The 17696-nt window shown below is 65.3% G+C and carries 18 protein-coding genes, 1 tRNA gene and 1 pseudogene; 6 read left to right on the top strand and 14 right to left on the bottom strand.

What is annotated here, in order from left to right; genetic code table 11:
• The first annotated feature begins 1 nt into the window (after window position 1).
• From CSW59_RS04785 to CSW59_RS04775, 3 genes are read left to right on the top strand one after another with little or no spacing between them, the layout of a single operon-like run.
• On the top strand, window positions 2–418 hold the full coding sequence (locus CSW59_RS04785; protein WP_099442952.1) for a DoxX family protein: 417 nt from the start codon (window positions 2–4) through the stop codon (window positions 416–418).
• Window positions 415–1101 (top strand): YoaK family protein, encoded by a 687-nt coding sequence (locus CSW59_RS04780; RefSeq protein WP_099442951.1) that lies wholly within the window; start codon window positions 415–417, stop codon window positions 1099–1101. Before CSW59_RS04785 ends, CSW59_RS04780 begins: the two co-directional genes overlap by 4 nt.
• On the top strand, window positions 1098–2438 hold the full coding sequence (locus CSW59_RS04775; protein ID WP_099442950.1) for an alginate export family protein: 1341 nt from the start codon (window positions 1098–1100) through the stop codon (window positions 2436–2438). The genes CSW59_RS04780 and CSW59_RS04775 overlap by 4 nt, the downstream gene beginning before the upstream one ends.
• Here the strand turns inward: CSW59_RS04775 and CSW59_RS04770 are convergent.
• Together CSW59_RS04770 and CSW59_RS04765 are read right to left on the bottom strand one after the other, a co-directional pair.
• Entirely contained in the window at window positions 2435–2995 is a 561-nt protein-coding gene (locus CSW59_RS04770; protein ID WP_099442949.1) for a gluconate 2-dehydrogenase subunit 3 family protein, read from the bottom strand. The two genes, CSW59_RS04775 and CSW59_RS04770, sit on opposite strands and share 4 nt — an antisense overlap.
• Window positions 2995–4742, bottom strand: a pseudogene (locus tag CSW59_RS04765) (GMC oxidoreductase). The gene CSW59_RS04770 and the pseudogene CSW59_RS04765 overlap by 1 nt, the downstream one beginning before the upstream one ends.
• Before the next feature lie 176 nt (window positions 4743–4918).
• Here CSW59_RS04765 and CSW59_RS04760 point away from each other — a divergent pair.
• Window positions 4919–5746, top strand: a complete 828-nt coding sequence (locus CSW59_RS04760; protein WP_099442948.1) for a DUF1080 domain-containing protein — start codon at window positions 4919–4921, stop codon at window positions 5744–5746.
• Between the two features lie 15 nt (window positions 5747–5761).
• Here the strand turns inward: CSW59_RS04760 and CSW59_RS04755 are convergent, their stop codons facing one another.
• From CSW59_RS04755 to CSW59_RS04735, 5 genes are read right to left on the bottom strand one after another with little or no spacing between them, the layout of a single operon-like run.
• Entirely contained in the window at window positions 5762–6124 is a 363-nt protein-coding gene (locus tag CSW59_RS04755) for a cytochrome c family protein (protein WP_099442947.1), read from the bottom strand.
• A gap of 27 nt (window positions 6125–6151) precedes the next feature.
• Complete coding sequence (locus tag CSW59_RS04750; RefSeq protein WP_099442946.1) at window positions 6152–7207, bottom strand: sugar phosphate isomerase/epimerase; 1056 nt, start codon at window positions 7205–7207, stop codon at window positions 6152–6154.
• Window positions 7207–8337, bottom strand: coding sequence for a Gfo/Idh/MocA family protein (locus tag CSW59_RS04745; protein ID WP_099442945.1), 1131 nt, complete (start codon window positions 8335–8337; stop codon window positions 7207–7209). Before CSW59_RS04745 ends, CSW59_RS04750 begins: the two co-directional genes overlap by 1 nt.
• Window positions 8337–9302, bottom strand: coding sequence for a sugar phosphate isomerase/epimerase (locus tag CSW59_RS04740; RefSeq protein WP_099442944.1), 966 nt, complete (start codon window positions 9300–9302; stop codon window positions 8337–8339). The genes CSW59_RS04745 and CSW59_RS04740 overlap by 1 nt, the downstream gene beginning before the upstream one ends.
• 19 nt (window positions 9303–9321) lie before the next feature.
• Window positions 9322–10569, bottom strand: a complete 1248-nt coding sequence (locus tag CSW59_RS04735; RefSeq protein ID WP_099442943.1) for an MFS transporter — start codon at window positions 10567–10569, stop codon at window positions 9322–9324.
• A 178-nt stretch (window positions 10570–10747) separates the two neighbouring features.
• Here CSW59_RS04735 and CSW59_RS04730 point away from each other — a divergent pair, with 178 nt between their 5' ends.
• Window positions 10748–11755, top strand: coding sequence for a LacI family DNA-binding transcriptional regulator (locus CSW59_RS04730; RefSeq protein WP_099442942.1), 1008 nt, complete (start codon window positions 10748–10750; stop codon window positions 11753–11755).
• Here the strand turns inward: CSW59_RS04730 and CSW59_RS04725 are convergent.
• From CSW59_RS04725 to CSW59_RS04695, 7 genes are all read right to left on the bottom strand, one after another.
• A complete protein-coding gene (locus CSW59_RS04725) occupies window positions 11752–12528 on the bottom strand; it encodes a DUF1080 domain-containing protein (protein ID WP_236632154.1) in 777 nt (258 codons plus the stop codon). The genes CSW59_RS04730 and CSW59_RS04725 overlap by 4 nt on opposite strands.
• A 138-nt stretch (window positions 12529–12666) precedes the next feature.
• Window positions 12667–12873, bottom strand: a complete 207-nt coding sequence (locus CSW59_RS04720; RefSeq protein WP_099442941.1) for a hypothetical protein — start codon at window positions 12871–12873, stop codon at window positions 12667–12669.
• A 136-nt stretch (window positions 12874–13009) separates the two neighbouring features.
• Complete coding sequence (locus CSW59_RS04715; protein WP_099442940.1) at window positions 13010–13831, bottom strand: MBL fold metallo-hydrolase; 822 nt, start codon at window positions 13829–13831, stop codon at window positions 13010–13012.
• Window positions 13828–14616 carry a TatD family hydrolase gene (locus CSW59_RS04710; RefSeq protein ID WP_099442939.1) on the bottom strand — a complete coding sequence of 263 codons (789 nt, stop codon included), beginning with the start codon at window positions 14614–14616 and terminating at the stop codon, window positions 13828–13830. Before CSW59_RS04710 ends, CSW59_RS04715 begins: the two co-directional genes overlap by 4 nt.
• A complete protein-coding gene (locus CSW59_RS04705; protein WP_099442938.1) occupies window positions 14613–15623 on the bottom strand; it encodes a DNA polymerase III subunit delta' in 1011 nt (336 codons plus the stop codon). The genes CSW59_RS04710 and CSW59_RS04705 overlap by 4 nt, the downstream gene beginning before the upstream one ends.
• The gene (tmk, locus tag CSW59_RS04700) at window positions 15620–16246 is read right to left on the bottom strand and encodes a dTMP kinase (protein ID WP_099442937.1); all 627 of its coding nucleotides are present in this window, start codon (window positions 16244–16246) and stop codon (window positions 15620–15622) included. Before tmk ends, CSW59_RS04705 begins: the two co-directional genes overlap by 4 nt.
• Before the next feature lie 41 nt (window positions 16247–16287).
• A complete protein-coding gene (locus tag CSW59_RS04695; RefSeq protein WP_099442936.1) occupies window positions 16288–17274 on the bottom strand; it encodes a septal ring lytic transglycosylase RlpA family protein in 987 nt (328 codons plus the stop codon).
• Between the two features lie 128 nt (window positions 17275–17402).
• Between CSW59_RS04695 and CSW59_RS04690 the strand changes: the two genes are divergently transcribed.
• Window positions 17403–17492: transfer RNA gene (locus tag CSW59_RS04690), tRNA-Ser, on the top strand.
• The last annotated feature ends 204 nt before the right edge of the window (window positions 17493–17696 follow it).

Raw genomic sequence — 17696 nt, 5'->3', positions numbered from 1 at the left:
GATGACGCCGCCCGCGCCCATCCGCGCGCTGTTGCGCGCGCCGGCCTTCGGCGTCTTGGCGCGCGCGATCCTGACCCTGCCCTATTGGTGGAGCGGGATCGCCAAGATGGCCGACTTGAAGGGCGCCCTGGCCGAGGCCGCCAGCCTTGACCTCAAGCCTGCCGCCTTGATCGTCGCGGCCACCATCTCCGTCCAGCTCGGGGGCGCCGTGGCGCTGATCCTGGGCCGCGGCGGCTGGCTTGCCGCCGGCGCGCTGGGCGTGTTCACTGCGCTCGCAACTTTGATAGCACACCCCTATTGGGCCATCGCCAGCCCCACCGAACACTTCCACGCCCTGAACACCTTCCTCGAGCATATCGGCCTGATCGGCGGCCTCATGCTGGCGGCGATCCTCGTGGAGAAGGAGCGTCGGGCATGACCGATAGCCGGCTGAACGTCGCCACGGGCATGGGCATGGCTTTCGTCGGCGGCTATGTCGACGTGGTCGGTTTCGTTCTTCTGTTTGGGTTGTTCGTCGCTCACGCCACCGGCAATCTGGTCATGCTGGGCGTCGCCCTGGCGGGCGGCGCTGGCGGCCTGGCCACCAAACTCTTGGCCTTGCCCGTCTTCCTCGGCGCCGCATCCTTGGCCTATGCTCTTGTCCGCTGGCGCAGGGCCCGAGACCTTCAGTGCGAGACGCTGGTGCTTGGACTGCAGGCGATGCTGCTGACCGCGTTTGCGCTCCTGACGATCGCGGCCTCACCGGGGGGCGCGGCCGATAGTCCCGACGTTATGATCGCAGGCCTGGTTGGCGTCGCGGCGATGGCGGTGCAGAACGTCGGCACCCGGGTCGTTTTCGGGCATCTTGCGCCGACCACCATGATGACGGGCAATGTCACCCAGATGGCCATAGATATCGTTGATTTCGTAGCGGCGCGCGGACAGCCCGATGACGCTCTCAAGGCCCGCCTGCTCAAAACTTGGCCGCCCATCGCCGCCTTCGCGCTCGGCGCGGCCGGCGGCGCTGCGGGGGTGCTGATCGCCGGAGCCTGGAGCCTGATGCTCGCGGTGGTCGCAGTCGCCGGCCTAGCGGCGCTCCACGCGACACCCCACCGCCGATGAGTATCAGCGCGGCCCTGCTCGCTGCCATCATGGCCGGCCCGATCGCGCCGCCCCCATTCAAACCCGTGCGATCCGACGAGGACTACGGCTACCTGAGCGACGTGCAGGCGCGGATGGGTTTGGATGCGCTGCGCTACATTCCGCTGGGCGGGGACGCCTATGTGGGTTTCGGCGGAGAGGCCAGGTTGCGGATCGACGCCGTCGGCGCGCCGCGCTTTGGCCTAGGCGGCGCTAAAGCCGACACCTTCGCCCTTGGCAGATTGCTGCTCAGCAGCGACCTGCATTTGGGATCGAAGGTTCGGGTCTATGGCGAGCTGGGCTTGCATCGTGATTACGGCAAGCGCGAAAGGCCCTCCGCGACCGATCGCGATCGCCTCGACACCCAGGTGCTGTTCGTGGATGTATCACCCGTCCCGGGCTGGCGCGTTCGCTTGGGCCGACAGGAGCTGCAACTGAACCCAACACAGCGTTTCGTCGCCGTACGTGAAGCGCCGAACATCCGACAGAGCTTCGACGGCGCCCGGATCACACGATCGGTCGGTTCGCTGAAGCTGGACGCCTTCTACCTGCAGCCCGTGGCCATCTCATCGGGCGCTTTCGACGATACGCGCAACCGCGCCCAGCGCTTCTATGGCCTTTATGCCTCGACCCGGCTCTCTCCTCGCCAGGCCCTGGACCTCTACGCTCTGGGGCTGGAACGGGACGCCGTGCGCTTTGGCGCGATAACCGGCGACGAGCGCCGCACCAGCCTCGGCGCGAGATTGTCAGGCGGCCAAGGCCGTATCGACTATGAGGCGGAGGGCGTCGTGCAGGGCGGCCGTTTCGCTGGGCGGCGTATTCAGGCCTTCGCGGCCTCAGCCGGCGGAGGCTATACGCTGGACCGACCATGGAGGCCGAGGTTGGGCGTGCGTCTGGACCTGGGCTCGGGGGATCGCGATCCGACGGACCGTCAGCTTGAAACCTTCAACCCGATGTTCCCTCGTGGCGGCTACTTCAACGAAACGGGCCTCGTCAGCTGGGGGAATCTGGCGGCCGCGCGCGCTAGCATCGGCGTCACGCCGCGAAGGGCGATCAGCCTTGAGGCCAGCTATACGGCGCGTCGCGTTTGGAGCGCCGCCGACGCCATCTATCTGCAACCCTTGGCGCCACTCGCCACCGCTCGTGTCGGACAATCAAAAGCGGTCGGTGACGCCGTGCAGCTGGATGGGGCTTGGCAGGTGACCCGGAACCTAAGGCTGCAAGGACAGCTGGCGCGCCAGAACGCGGGGCCGGCTGTCCGCGCCTTGGGCGGACGTTCGGCCGATCTGGCGGTCCTGTTCGCGCAGTTCAGGTTCTAGCGCGTCGCCCAGGCGCGCCCGACCTCCGCTAGGGGAATGCAGCCATTATAGGCGCCCGGCACCGGATCGTACTGCAGGGCCATCGTGGCGCCGGTTTCCGACGTGAAGTAGCCGATCGTCACCCAATCCTCGAGGGACGAGAAGAAGTGCGGCCGACCGGGACTCTGGCCAGTGCCGGTCGCGACTTCCTGGTCATAGGTAGTCAATAGCGCGACCTGCTGCTCGGGTTTCAGCGCCACGAACACATCGCCATGGGCAGCACGCGCATCGGCGTCTATGCGCGTCAAGCCGCCGATCAGAAGCTCCTTCTGGGCCTTGTCGCAATAGTTGGTGAGCGCCCGGTCGATGAACTGCGGTACACCGGCGGCGCGAGCGCCCGGCGTGTCCGTGGTCGGAATGATCCACTCGGAGACCACATCGAGAACGCGCGCCTGTTCAGTCGTAAGCGCGGTCGGCGTCCACTCAAGCGGCGCCGCAGCGGCGCGGCTGGCCCATCCGGTCGCGGCGGCGCCAACGGTGAAGGCCAAGCCCTTGAGGGCGTCGCGTCGGTGCAGCATCACAGGTCTCCCCGCTTGCGGGCCTTGACGGCATGGTCGACCGCTCTGGCCGTCAGCGCCATATAGGTCAGGGACGGATTCACGCAGGAGGCCGAGGTCATGGCCGCGCCGTCCGTTACGTACACATTCTTGCACTCGTGAACCTGGTTGTGGGCGTTCAGCACCGAGGTCTTGGGATCGCGCCCCATGCGGGCGGTGCCCATCTCGTGGATGCCCAGACCCGGCGCAAAGCCGCCGTCATAGCCACGGACGTTCTTGAAGCCCGCCGCCTCCAGCATCTCAACCGCAGCGCTCTGCATATCCTTGCGCATGGCGAGTTCATTCTCGCGCATGGTCACGTCCATAGTTAGGGTCGGCTGGCCGAACTCGTCCTTCACGTCGCGGTTCAATGTGACGCGATTGTCCTCGTAGGGCAGGATTTCGCCGAAGCCGCCGAGGCCCATCGTCCAAGGACCCGGCTGGGTCAGAGCTGCTTTGCGCCCCGCCCCGAAGCCTCTTTGGGCGCCTGCCTTCGCGCCAAGGTCACGATCCCAGCCGGAACGGCTGGCGCCGCCTTGATAGCCGAACCCGCGCAGGTAGTCCGAACGCTTGGTGGCGGCGTCGCCTAGGTTGCGGAAACGTGGCACATAGATGCCGTTCGGGCGACGGCCCGAGTAGTACATCTCGGCGAACTCAGGCGCTTCGCCGCTGGCGCCGACGCCCAGATGGTGGTCCATCACGTTCCGACCTAGCTGGTCGCTACCGTTCCCGAAACCGTTGGGGAACCGCGAACTGGTGGAGTTCATCATGACCCAGGTCGAGTTCAGCGCCGAGGCGCACAGGAACACGACGTCCGCATAGAACTCCTCGTCCTTGCGGGTGGTCGCGTCCAGAATCCGTACGCCGGTGGCCCGTCCCGCCTTCTCGTCATAGATCAGCTCGGTGACGATAGAGTTGGACCGGATCACCAGGTTGCCAGTCCGCTCGGCCGCGATCAGCCCACCCGAGTTGGAGCTGTAATAGCCACCGAACGGACAGCCGCGGATGCACATGTTGCGGTACTGGCACTTGGTGCGGCCAAGGCTCAGCTGCTCCTCGGTCGGATCAGTCAGGTGAGCTGTGCGGCCCATCGTGATTCGCCGATCGGGGAACTGCGACTCGGACCGCGACTTGAAGGCCTTCTCAACGCAGTTCATCTCCATCGGCGGCTGATAGACGCCGTCAGGAAGCTGCGGCAGGCCCTCGGCCTGCCCCGAGACGCCAATGAAGCGCTCAACGTGATCGTACCAGGGCGCCAAATCCTCGTATCGGATCGGCCAATCAACAGCGATGCCTTCCCGAGCGTTCGCCTCGAAGTCGATCGGGCTGTGCCGATAGCTCTGACGCCCCCAAGTCAGGGAGCGCCCCCCACGTGATAGCCCCGAATCCAGTCGAACCGATTGGTCTCGGTGTAGGGGTTGGTGTCGTCCCGGACGAAGAAGTGCTGGGTGTACTCCGTCATGGTGTAACCCGTGCGGCGCTGCACCTTGTAACGGGCTTCCAGCTCTTCCGGCGGCAACTGGCCGCGAGGGTACTTGGTCTGCCAGGGATCGAGGGTGGCGGTGGGATAGTCCTCGAGGTGGCGGACCATGCGTCCACGCTCTAGCACCAGGACCTTCAGCCCCTTTTCCGTGAGTTCCTTGGCGGCGATGCCGCCGGTCATTCCGCTGCCCACAACAATCGCGTCGTAGGTGTTCTTACGACGCGCTCGACCGTTCAGGTTGGCCATGTTCGCTCCCTCTGCGGTCCGCTCGCCAGACCACGCCGGCTTGCTTCCGCAACGCGACGCCAACTCTGGATGGAACCCCTCATTCTTGTCTGGAGGCTTCCATGAAATGGGTTACATTGCAAGAAAGCTCGACATTCGATCGTGAAAAGTGGGCGTTCGGGAGGAAAGAAACCATCATGACCATCTTGTCCGCTTCGGCGCGCCGTTACGGTTTGGTCGCCATCGCGCTTGGCCTGGTCGCCGCCAGCACGCCCACCCTCGCCCAGGACCTGAAGGCGGGTCCCTGGCGACCACTTTTCGACGGAAAGAGCCTGGATAGCTGGATACCGAAGATCGCCAAGCACCCTGCTGGCGAGAACTATAAGCAGACCTTCGTGGTGCACGACGGCGCGATCAGGGTGTCCTACGCCGGCTACCAGACGCTGGACGGCCAGTTTGGGCACCTTTTTTACAAGGCGCCGTTCAAGGCTTATCGCCTGCGATTCACCTATCGCTTCCTGACCGAGGGCGGCCTCCCCGACACCCCAGGCTGGGCGCGTAGCAACAGCGGGATCATGTTCCACAGTCAGAGTCCCGAGAGCATGACCGTCGACCAGCCCTTCCCGGTTTCGGTCGAGTTCCAGCTTCTTGGCAAGGAAGGTGATTCGGCCCGGCCGACCGGCGCGGTCTGCACGCCGGGAATCACCATCGCGATCGACGGCCAGAAGGTGAAGGAGCACTGCACACCGTCGGCCAATGCCCCGACGGTGCCGAACGGAACCTGGGTCAAGGCGGAACTGGAAGTGCGGCCCAACGGCGAAGTGTTCGAGAAGATCAACGGCGTCGTGGTGCATCACTACGCCGATCTGACCCTCGATCCAGAGGATACCGTCGCTGGCGGCGCCAAACCTTACATCCTGGCGCGCGGCGCTCAGCCGGTCACCGAGGGGTACATCGCCCTACAGAGCGAAGGTCACCCCATCGAATTCAAGGATATCGAGATCCAGGAGCTGACGGCGCGTTAGCGCCGTCAAGAAGGCCTATTTCTTCAGCGTGCCGAGGTACTGGATCACCGCGGCTCGCTGCTCGGCGTCCGGCGCGCCCAGCAGCATCTTCGTGCCCGGCACGGCCTTGCCCGGCGCCTTGATGAAGGCGTCGAGCTGGGCGGGCGTCCAGGTGATACCCGAGGCCTTCAGCGCGTTGCTATAGGCATAGCCCGGCGCGGTTCCAGCCTTGCGACCGACCACTCCTGCCAACGGCGGCCCCATCTTACCTGGCGCGGGTTGGACGGAATGGCAGACCGTGCAGCGCTGCTTGAACACTTGCTCACCCGAAGGCGGCGCGGCGGCGGCGCTGGTTGCGAGGCCGGCGAGAACGGCGACGAGGCTAAGCTGGAACTTCATCGGATACTCCGGTGGGGAACGGCTGAACTATAGGCCTAGGAGGCGGCGGTTGCGGCCGGGATCCGAGGCGCCGCCGGCGAAATCGTCAAACGCCTTGTCCGTGACCTGGATGATATGATCGCGGATGAACGGCGCACCTTCGCGGGCGCCCTGCTCCGGATGCTTCAACGCGCACTCCCACTCCAGAACCGCCCAGCCGTCATAGTCGTACTGCGCGAGCTTCGAGAAGATCGCCTTGAAATCAACCTGCCCGTCACCCAGCGAGCGGAACCGGCCGGGGCGCTCGGCCCACCCCAGATAGCCGCCATAGACGCCAGCCTGGGCCGAAGGACGGAACTCGGCGTCCTTGACGTGGAACGCCTTGATGCGCTCGTGATAGCGGTCGATGTACCCGAGGTAGTCGAGCTGCTGCAGCACCAGATGGCTAGGATCGTAGAGGATGTTGGCGCGCGGATGGCCGCCGACTTCGTCCAGGAACCGCTCGAAGGTCGCGCCGTCGTGCAGGTCTTCGCCCGGGTGAATCTCGTAGCAGGCGTCGACGCCGTTCTCTTCGAACACGTCCAGGATCGGCTTCCAGCGCCGGCCAAGCTCAGCGAAGGCTTCTTCAACTAGCCCCACTGGCCGCTGCGGCCAGGGGTAGAAGTAGGGCCAGGCCAGCGCGCCCGAGAACGTCGCATGGGCGTTCAAGCCAAGACGTCGGCTGGCGACGGCCGCGGCCTTGACCTGCCCGACCGCCCATTCCTGGCGCGCCTGGGGCTTGCCGCGCAGCTCCGGCGGCGCGAAGCCGTCGAACAGCTCGTCATAGGCCGGATGCACGGCGACCAACTGGCCCTGCAAATGGGTCGATAGCTCGGTGATCTGCAGCCCATGATCGGCCAGCAGTCCAGCGATGTCGTCGCAATAGGCCTGGCTCTCGGCGGCGCGCGCCAGGTCAAAGAACGAGTCCGCCCCGCCCGTCGGCATCTGCACGCCGACATAGCCGAGATCGGCGCCCCATTTGGCCATCGTCTCCAGCTTGTCGAACGGCGGCTTGTCGCCGATGAACTGGGCCAGAAAAATGCCGGGTCCCTTGAGCGTCTTCATCACGCGTCTCCTTCCAGCGTCACCCAGCCGGCGTCCTCACGGCTGGCGGCGACGGCGCGTTCCACGAAGGCCATACCGCGAACGCCCTCGGCGATGTCGGGAACCAGCGGTCCCTCCCTGCCTTCGATGACGTCGGCGAAGTCGCGATAGATGTTGGCGAAGGCCTCGATAAAGCCCTCGGGGTGGCCAGTTGGCAGGCGGGTGACCGCGCGGGCCGCCGCGCTGAGATAGCCCGAACCGGCGTGCAGCGTCTGGCTGGGGCCGTCCAGCCAGTCCAGGGTCAGGACGTTCGGATCCTCGTGCGACCAGGTCAGGCCGCCCTTCTCCCCATAGACGCAGAGCTTGAGGCCGTTGCGCGCGCCCGCGCTGATCTGCGAGGCGATCAGAACGCCCCGCGCGCCATTGTCGAAGCGCAGCAGCACGTTGCAGTCGTCATCCAACGGGCGCCCCGGCACGACGGTGGCGACGTCGGCGCAAAGCCGTTCGACCTGCCGCCCCGTCACGAACTCGGCGATGTTGAAAGCGTGGACGCCGATATCCCCGATGCAACCGCCCACGCCGGACTGGCTGGGATCGGCGCGCCAACTGGCCTGCTTATTACCCGCCTCGCGCTCCAGCGGTTTCGAAAGCCAGCCTTGCGAGTACTCGACAACCACCTTTCGCACCGCGCCAAGGTCGCCGCGCGCCACGATCTCGCGGGCTTCTCGCACCATCGGATAGCCGGTGTAGGTGTAGGTCAGGGCATATTGCTTGCCCGACGCCGCGACGATGTCGGCCAGTTCCTTCGCCTCGGCGAGGTTCAAGGTGGCGGGCTTGTCGCTGATGACGTGAAAGCCTCCACGGAGGGCGGCGCTCGAGACGTCGAAATGCAGGTGGTTGGGCGTCACGACCGACACCAGCTGAACGCCATCAGGGCGCGCGCGCTCAGCCGCGATCATCGCCTGGTGGTCCGGATATACCCGGTCTGGCGCGACGCCCCAGGCCGCGGCGGCCTGGGCGTTCTTGGCCGGGTCGCGGCTGAATACGCCTGCGACCAGACGGATGCGTCCGTCCAACTCGGCGGCCATGCGGTGCACCGGTCCGATGAACGAGCCGGGGCCGCCCCCGACCATGGCCATCCGCAAGCTCATCAGGCGACCACCTTGGCCAGATAGTCGAAGCTGATCTTGGCCGACTCCAGGCGCGCGCCCTTAAAGGGCGGCTCCTGCTCGTAGAAGAACCCGCGCACGCCGGCCTCATAGGCGGCGGGCAGGAGCTTGGGCCAATTGATCATGCCCGAGCCAACCTCGGTCGGATCCTGGCGTAGCTCGAAATTGGGCTTGGTCGTCGGCTTGATGTCCTTGACGTGCATGTGGGTGAAACGCCCCGCGTGCGCCTTGAGCATCGCGAACGGATCCTGACCGGCGGCCGTCACCCAGCCCGCGTCGAGTTCGAAGATCACCAGGCTCGGATCGGTGTGCTTGAGCAGGATTTCCATGCCGTTGGTGTCGGCGCCCTTGGCGTCCTTCACAGGCGTGAACTCGAAATTGTGGTTGTGATAACCGGTGACAATCCCGGCCTTCTTCAAGACGGCGGCCTTTTCGTTCAGGAAATCGGCGTTCCACTTCCAGTCATCAGCGGTCATTTGCATGCCGGCGTCGCGAAGGCCCACGCCGGACATGCGATCGGGAATGTACTGAATGGGCATGATCGCGGTCTTCACCCCAACCACATGAAGGTCGTCCGCCAGCTTGGAGAGATCGCCGCTGAAGCTGATAGCGGCGCCCTTGGGCGGGACGTGGGCGCTGGTGCAAGCCAGGCCCGCGCGATCAAAGGCGGCGCGCAGCTCAGCCGGGGTGCGGCCGAGATACCCAGCCAGCTCCACCGTCTTGAAGCCGATCTTGGCGACCGTCGCCAGTTGAGCGTCCAGCTCCTTCGCAAGGTCCGGACCCAGACTATAGAGCTGGATGCCGAGCGGCAGCTTACGGCGCTGGAAGAAGGTCGTTTCGGCCGCGCCAGCGGCGCCAGTCCAACTCGCGGCCAAGGCGGCGGCGCCGGCGGCGATGAGCCCGCGCCTGGAAAGGGCCGTTCGGGTTTCGTCAGCAATCGTACGCACGAGGCTTTCCTTTCAGGCTTTAGGGTTGCGCCGGGCTGGCCGCGCCGAGGGACTCGTCGTTCTCGGTTTCGGCGACCGGCCCCCGCGAAGGCGGACGGAAGAAAACGGCCATCAGCAGCACGGCCACCAGCGCCATCCCGGTCGGAACCATGAACAGGCTCGTGTAGTCGACCGCACCATTGGTGCTGAGACGGCCAATCAACGCCGGGAACAGGAAACTGGCCGCGACATTACCAACGCCCAGGATCAGCAGGTTGAACAAGCCTTGGGCGCTGGAGCGGACGTCCTTCGGGAAGACCGCATCCACGAAGATGTAGACCGTCGCGAAGAAGAAGGCGTAGCAGATCCCGTGCAGCAGCTGGACCGCGACAATCACGGGGATGCTGTCGGCGAAGAAAGCGAAGACGGCGAAGCGGGCGGCGTGGCCTAGGACGCCGATGATCATCGTGATCTTCCAGCCCAGCCGAGCCAGAACGCGCCCCAAGAAGAACATGGTGAGAATCTCGGCCACCTGACCAAGGCTCAGCACGACCATAGAGAGGTTGCCGGCGATCCCGACCCGATTGGTCAGGAAGGCGTCGGCCATCACGAAGTAGCCGTTGTGGATAACGGAATCTATGAAGGTGACGATGAACAGCACCAGCACGAACGGCGCGCCCAGGAGCTTGAAGGCTCGACGCCAAGCAAGCTTATCGACCCCGGCCTCGTCCTTGCGCGGCGGCGTGTGCGGCAGGGTCAGCGAATAGGCGGCGAAGACGAATGACAGGATCGCCGCGACCAGGAAGATCCAGCGGGTCTGTTCGGCGGTAGCGTGCGCGCCAAGCAGGAAGACGAAGGGCCAGCTGACCAGCACCCACCCCACCGTGCCGCCCATCCGCACCGGGCCGAATTGCCCCGCCGGATCTCGCAGGTTCGCGAACGCTATCGAGTTGGTGACCGATAGGGTTGGCACATAGACCAGGCTGAAGATCAGGTAACAGATGAAGAACGGCCAGAAGGTGGTGGAGAAGGCCGTGCCGATCAGGGCTAGGCCGCCAATGAGATGGCTGGCGGCTAGGAACCGCTCGGCTGAAAAGTTGCGGTCGGCGAACTGATTGGAAAAGAAGATGCCGACCAGGGCCGCGACGCCCCAAGCGCTGCCGACCAGCGACTGCTGCCAGGGCGCGAAGCCCAGCATGCCCATGTACGGAAAGATCTTGGGCGCCCAGGCGCCCCAGATCGCCAGCTGCAGCACCATCATCAGGAAGAGCCGGAAGCTCGTCGTCATGGTCCTGGTCCTCCCCGACCGGTTCTGGGCGGCGCTTCGGCCGCTTTGGCCCCGCCCGCTCTGATGTAATCGAAATCATCGATAACAGGGGTCGTGCCGGCGGGCAACTGGGTCCAGGGAGTTCCGGCGCTCCAGCTTCGCCTTGCCAAGCCTCGGAGCAAACGCCAGTGTCGCGCCAATGGCGACCATTCAAGATGTTGCGCGGGCCGCGGGGGTGTCGACGGCGACGGTCTCGCGGGTGTTCAGCGCCCCAGAGTTAGTGATTGAGACCACACGCCAGCGGGTCATGGCGGTCGTCGCCCAGCTTGGCTACGAGCCAAATTTCGCGGCCAAGAGCCTTCGCACCCTGCGGACTGAGAAAATCCTAGTCACTGTGCCGGATATCTCCAACCCGTTCTTCTCACAGGTGATCCGCGGGGTCGAGGAAGCCGCTCTCGCGGCTGGCTACTCAGTGCTGCTGGGCGACACCCGACACGAGGAGGCGCGCGAGGAGCAATACGCCGCGATGTTCCGGCGCAAAGAGGCCGACGGCTTGATCTTCCTGGGTCATCGTCTGCCCGAAGCCCTCGCCGACATGGTCGCCTCCAAGGGCGCGAGAACGCCGATCGTCAACGGCTGCGAGTTCCGCCCTGGCCTGGCGGTCTCCAGCGCCCACATCGACAACGAAGGCGCCGCAGCCGAGGTGATGGAGCATCTCTACGGCTTGGGCCACGCTCGCATTGGGGTGGTCACCGGGCCGCTGGCGAGCCCAATCAGTAGCGACCGATTGTCCGGCGTGCTGTCGGCCGCGCAGCGCCACGGCCGAGCCAGCGCTCTACGCATCTCGATTGGCGACTTCTCGATCGAGTCGGGTGTGCGCCAGGCGGGTGAGTTGCTGGACGAACTGGGGCGTCCCACGGCGATCTTCTGTTTCAGCGACGAGATGGCGATGGGCGCGCTGGAGGCCATTCGTCGCCGAGGGCTCTCCTGCCCTAAGGACGTTTCCTTGGTCGGCTTCGACGACATCCGCTTTGCCCGTCATCTCGACCCGCAACTCACCACGGTGAGCCAGCCCATGGAGGAGATCGGCCACGAAGTGGTGCGCCTGTTGCTAGATATCCTGTCCGGCCGCGCCACGACCTTGCAGAACGTCACCCTCCCGCATGAGCTTGTCGTGAGAGCCAGCACGGCGCCGCCGGCGGTCTAGGGTCTGGGCGGCAGCTCCCGCACCCAGATGTTGCGGAAGCTGATCGGCTTGCTGGGATCGCCATGAGCTTGCAGCTTGATCGGCGCTGCGCCGTGCGGCCTGTAGGCGGGCCTGCCGATGTAGACTGTCTCGCCGGCCAGAACCGCATTGTCCTGCACGAGTACGCCGTTGTGCAGCACTGTGACTGTCGCGGGTGAGGCCAGTATTCCGGCGGCGGTGAAGCGCGGCGCACGCCAGACGATGTCGTAGGCCTGCCACTCGCCGGGCTTGCGGCTGGCGTTGGCCAGGGGGGGATGCTGCTTGTAGACGCTGGCGGCCTGGCCGTTCACGTAGGTCTGGTTCTCGAAAGAATCGAGAATCTGAACCTCGTAGCCAGCATCGCGTGGTCCGGTGGAGGCTAGGAAGACACCGCTGTTACCGCGCCCCTGTCCGCTCCCGTCGATATCGGCTGGAATGCGCCACTCAAGATGCAGCTGATAGTCCTGGAACGCGCGTTTCGTCTCGATATTGCCCTTGGACTTATCGACCGTGATGACGCCGTCAGCGACCGTCCAGGCGGCTGGCGACTTGTCCGCGCTCGACACCCATTGGTCCAAGCCCTGCCCGTCGAACAGCACGATGGCGTCGGATGGAGGACCGCTGGCGGCGGCTGGGGCCACGAAGGCCGGCTTCGGAGCCCATACCTCGGTGTCCTCCGGTCGGCTCTGAGCGAACGCCGAAGACGACGCGACCCCAACCAAACCTAAGGCGCTCATGAAAACCCGGATCATCATGCGCAAGCTCCAGCGACTCCAGCCGGCTTAGCGGATAGGAACTCGACCAATCTGTCGACCCTGCTTCGGCGGCATGAGCGCGCCGAGCCCCGCCGGCCTACTGGGGCCTCAGGGTTTTCGAAGAGCAGTAGCCTGCGCTCAGGCCGCGAAGCGGGCGTCCAAGGCCTCAAGGCGAATCAGGACACGATCCAGGGTCGAGCGCTTAACCGGCTTGCCGTCGCGCAGCTTGGTCCAGGTGGTCTCGCTGATCGCGTAGCATTCGAACAGATGCTCGCGTGTGACGGCGGGCAGCCGGGCGCGCAGGCGCTGGAAGATTTCTCGGGAAGCAGTGACAGTTTCAGCCATGGGACAGCGCAGAACAGTTACGCACGAGAAGATGTCTCTAACGCGTCCCTATGACGGCCTTGTTGGTCGACCATATTTCAGAGCTGTTACGCAAGGCCAGGTTTCGAACGAAATCGTGACACTCTGCAATCAGCGGTTATGTTGCGGACGCTCGCAACTGCAAGCGCATGCCGTCAAAGCCCGGCTCGACCCCGGGCGGCAGGCGAGCAGCTAACGCGTTGTAGTCCAGGTCGATGTGTAAGTTCGTCAGAATCGCCCGCTTCGGCTTGGCGCGAGCGATCCATTCCAGGGCAAGTTCGACGTGCGCGTGGGTCGGATGCGGCGTCCATCGCAGGGCGTCGACGATCCAGACCTCCAGATCCGCCAGATCAGCCCAGCTGCTTTCCGGGATAGCGCGAACGTCCGGCGTATAGGCCACGTCGCCTATCCTATAGCCGACGGCGCGAACCTCGCCGTGATCAACGTCGAAAGTATGAACGGAAATGTCCCCGCTGGGGCCTGAAATCTCGAAGTCACGCCCCAGGGGCGGAAGGAGCCTAGGCTCACAGATCGCCGGGTAGCCGCCCTGGCTGTGAAAAACGTACTCGAACCGCTTCAGCAAGCCGTCGTGGGTCGCCTGGTCCATATAGGTCGGGATCCGGACGCGCTGGTTCAGGAAAAACGGACGCAGATCGTCGATCCCGTGCGCCTGATCGGCGTGGTCGTGCGTGAACAGCGCCGCGTCGATCCGCCGGACGCTGGCGGCGGCAGTCTGAAGCCGCAGGTCGGGCGCGGTGTCGATGATGACCGTCGTCTGGTGGGTCCGGCCGCCCTCGCCCAAGCGCCGGACCAGCAGCGAACAGCGCGAGCGATGGTTCTTCGGCTCGGCCGGATCGCAGTCTCCCCAGTTGCCGTCGGCGCGAGGCACCCCGCCGGAAGAGCCAGAGCCCAGAATGGTGAACTCCAGCGTCGCGCTCATGGCCGGGAAATCCGATCGAACAGGGCGAAGAAGGCCTCCTCGGTGCGTTGTTCGGTCTCCGACCGACTCCACCCCCGGATTTCCGCCAGCTTGTCGTAGATATGCGGCAGATAGGCCGGTTCGTTGCGGCGACCGCGCATGGGGACGGGCGCCAGGTATGGGCAGTCGGTCTCGACGATGATCCGGTCGGCCGGCATGTCGCGAATAACCGCCCTCACCTCCTCGGCCGCCTTGAAGGTGGCGATGCCCGACACCGAGAACCAGGCGCCCAGGTCGGCGGCGCGCCGAGCCAGCTCGGGACCGCTCGTGTAGCAGTGCATCAGGATCTTGAACGGCCCCGCCCGGTACTCGGTCTCCAGAATCTCGCCCATCGCGTCATCGGCCTCGCGGGTATGGACCACGAGTGGCAGGCCGCTTTCTCGGGCGGCGATGCAGTGTTGGCGGAAAACCTCGGCCTGAACCTCACGCGGCGACAGGTCGTAGTGGAAATCGAGACCGCATTCGCCGATACCGATCACGCGCGGACGACTAGCCAGCTCGACCAGACGCGCCGCAGTCAGCCCGGGATCTTCCTTGGCCTCGTGCGGGTGCGTTCCGACCGTGCACCAGATGTCGGGCTCGGCCGTGGCGATTTCATGCACCGCCTCGAAGGACGAGACCTTGTCGCAGATGGTGACCATCAGGCCGATCCCCGCCTCGCGGGCCCGGGCGATCACGGCGTCTTTGTCCTCGGCGAACTGCGGCGCGTGGAGATTCACATGGCTGTCGATGAGCATACGGCTCACATCGCCGCCTTGGCCGCCGCGCGCAAGTCCGAGATGACGCTCCAGAACACGTCGCCCCGGTCAAGGTTCACGGCTTCGGCCTCTCCGGGCACGTTTGACAGGCGCTCCCAGGCGGCCGCCCAGCGATCCAAGCCAGGGGAGTTCTTGCCATCGGCGGCGACCTTGGTCGCGAAGATCCGCACCTGGTCGGCCATGCGGTCCATCAGCAGCTCGAACCGCGCCGCGCCCTCCCCGCCCCGGAAGGTGTCGGCCATGGCCAGCAACGCGCCCTCGTCGATCTTGGGCAGGGCCCGCAGTATCTCATTGGCCGCGTCGTCCATGGCGATCGCGCCAACGGCGGCCAGCTGCAGCGCCTTTCCCGGCGCGCCGTGGGCCATGCGCGCCAGACGCTCTGCGTCCTTGTACGGCAGGTCGGCCATCCGCTCAACCATGTCGGCGGCGGCCGGAACACCGGGCGCGGGAACCGGCAGGCGTCGACAGCGCGAGCGGATGGTCGGCAGAAGCTTGCCTGGCGCATGGCTGATCAGCAGGATCACCCCGCGCGACGGGGGCTCCTCCAGCGTCTTCAGGACCGCGTTGGCTGCGTTGACATTCAAGTCGTCGGCGGCGTCGATGATGGCTACTCGGTAGGGCGAGACCGCTGGCGAGTTGGCGAAGAACTCCGGCAGCCTGCGCGCTTCGTCGACTGGGATCGCCTTGCGGGCCTTTCCGTCGTCGGTCAGCCGCTCAAGGATCATCAGGTCGGGATGCGAGCGCGCGGCGACCTGTCGGCTGACGACATCCGACGGCGCCGCGCCTAGAAGACCCAACGACGGTTCGGGGCGCGCGCCCAGCAGGCGCCTCGCCATGCGATAGGCCAGGGTCGCCTTGCCGACGCCCTCGGGCCCCGTCAGGAGCCAGGCATGGTGCAGACGGCCTCGCTCCAGCGCATCCAGGAACGCCGCCTCGGCCGCCGCTTGGCCTTCAAGCCTGTAGACGTCGCGGGGATGCGCTGGCGCTTGCATCAGCGTTCGAGCCTTTGGTCGACCGCGTCGCCGATCGCGGCGGTCACCGCGTCGATCTCAGCATTGGCTTCGATGACCACGCACCGCTCGGGCTCCCGTCGCGCGATCTCCAGATAGCCGGCGCGAAGGCGCTCGTGGAAAGCCAGCCCCTTCGACTCGAAGCGCGCGGCGCCGCCCCTGGCCTCGGCGCGTTGAAGGCCAATCTCGGCGGGAAGATCAAGGATGAGCGTCAGGTCTGGGACAGCTCCGCCCAGGACGTGGTCCTCGAGCGAGGCGATTAGGCTGGCGGGTGCGTCGCCGCCGGCGCCCTGGTAGGCGCGGGTCGAGTCGGCGAAGCGGTCACACAAGACAATGGCGCCGCGCGAGAGGGCCGGTCGGATCACCCGTTCAACGTGGTCACGGCGGGCGGCATACATCAGCAGCGTCTCGGTGACCGGAGACCAGCGGTCGGCGGCGCCGTTGACCAGCAGCTCGCGGATGGCCTCGGCGCCCGGACTTCCGCCGGGCTCGCGGGTCACGACGACGTCATGGCCGGCGGCGGTAAGCCGTTCGGCCAAACGGCGAATCTGAGTGGACTTTCCAGCCCCCTCGCCGCCTTCGAAACTGATAAAGAAACCTTGGGTCACCGGCCTCCATTCGACCGGATCGCGAGGCTTGTCCAGAGGGTCTAGGGACGAAGAACCGTAGCGCCCGAATAGCCCAGGGCCTCTACCCGCTGGCGCAGACTCCACGCCTCGCCCTCATCCTCGCCGGCGGCGACCACCACGCGGTACAGCGTGCCGCTGGGACGCTCCAGAGGCTCGATCGTCACGTTGCCGGCCAGCGCCAATTGCTGGACGGCCTTCTCGGCGTTCTCCCGGCTAGCGAAAGCGCCGGCCTGGATGCGGAAACCCGCCCCGGATGCGATCGTCGCCGGAGGCGAGGGCTTCACCGGGTCAGGCGGATTGATCGGCGGCGCCGAAAGGGCCTGCGAAGCCAACCGCTCCGGCTCGGACCTGGCCGGCAGGACCTGCACGCGCTGCGACGGCTCCTGGATATCCGCGAAACTGCGAGGCGGCGCTTCGGCTCGGACAGGCGCCTGAGCGTACTGGCGCGGCGGATCGAACACGCTCTTGGGCGCGGGCCCAATATATTTGACCCGAACCTTGGCGACGCCCTGACGACGATAACCCAGCTCCTCGGCGGCGGCCTTGGAAAGGTCGATAACGCGATCGCCCACAAAGGGTCCGCGATCGTTGACGCGTAGGATCATCCGGCGCCCATTGTCGAGGTTGGTGACCTCTACAAGGCTCGGCAGCGGCAGCGTCTTATGCGCCGCCGATGGGATATCCATGTCGAAGATTTCGCCATTAGCGGTGCGACGATTGTGGAATTGCTCACCGTACCAGGAGCCGGTCCCGATGACGTTGTAGTCGCGATCTTCCTTTGGATAGTACCAGACGCCGTTGATCTGGTAGGGCTTCTCGGTACCTCGAAGCGGCTTTCCGTTGGGGCCGACCATATCGCTGGGGCGCGGCGCTGCGTTGCGCACGCCGATCATCGGGCGGCCGACATCGTACTTGGGCGTAGCGCAGGCGGCTAGACTGAGGGCCACGAGGGCCACGAGCCCCTGCGTGCGAAGAATCCGCCACAAACGATAGGTGTCCTGGTCCATGCGCTTGCCGTCCAGACGAAGGGCCCGCCCCTTTGACTCAAATTATGGTGACCGAATTGTTTTGAAGTCTGGTTAAGGCGTTTGCGGTCTGGTTAAGGCGAAGAGGCGCTGATATAGCCGCCTGCTCCGGACAGGTGGCCGAGTGGTTTAAGGCAGCGGTCTTGAAAACCGCCGTAGGTGGAAGCCTACCGTGGGTTCGAATCCCACCCTGTCCGCCAAAATTCAATAATTATTCAATAAACTCAAAACCTTACTCCCGACACCTAGATCTTACCCCCACTTCTAAGCCCTAAGATAATTGTTGTTGAAGCTGGAGCTTTGATGCGTTCGGCGGCTGGCGGACCTGGGTTAAAAGCCGAGATGATGGCTCTGTCGGCGAATCGATTGTCCGCCAAACTGGCCACCAAAAATTAAGAGCAGTG

It is taken from the genome of Caulobacter sp. BP25, assembly GCF_002737755.1.
Lineage (GTDB): Bacteria > Pseudomonadota > Alphaproteobacteria > Caulobacterales > Caulobacteraceae > Caulobacter.
This window is presented reverse-complemented; position numbering and strand designations above follow the sequence as displayed.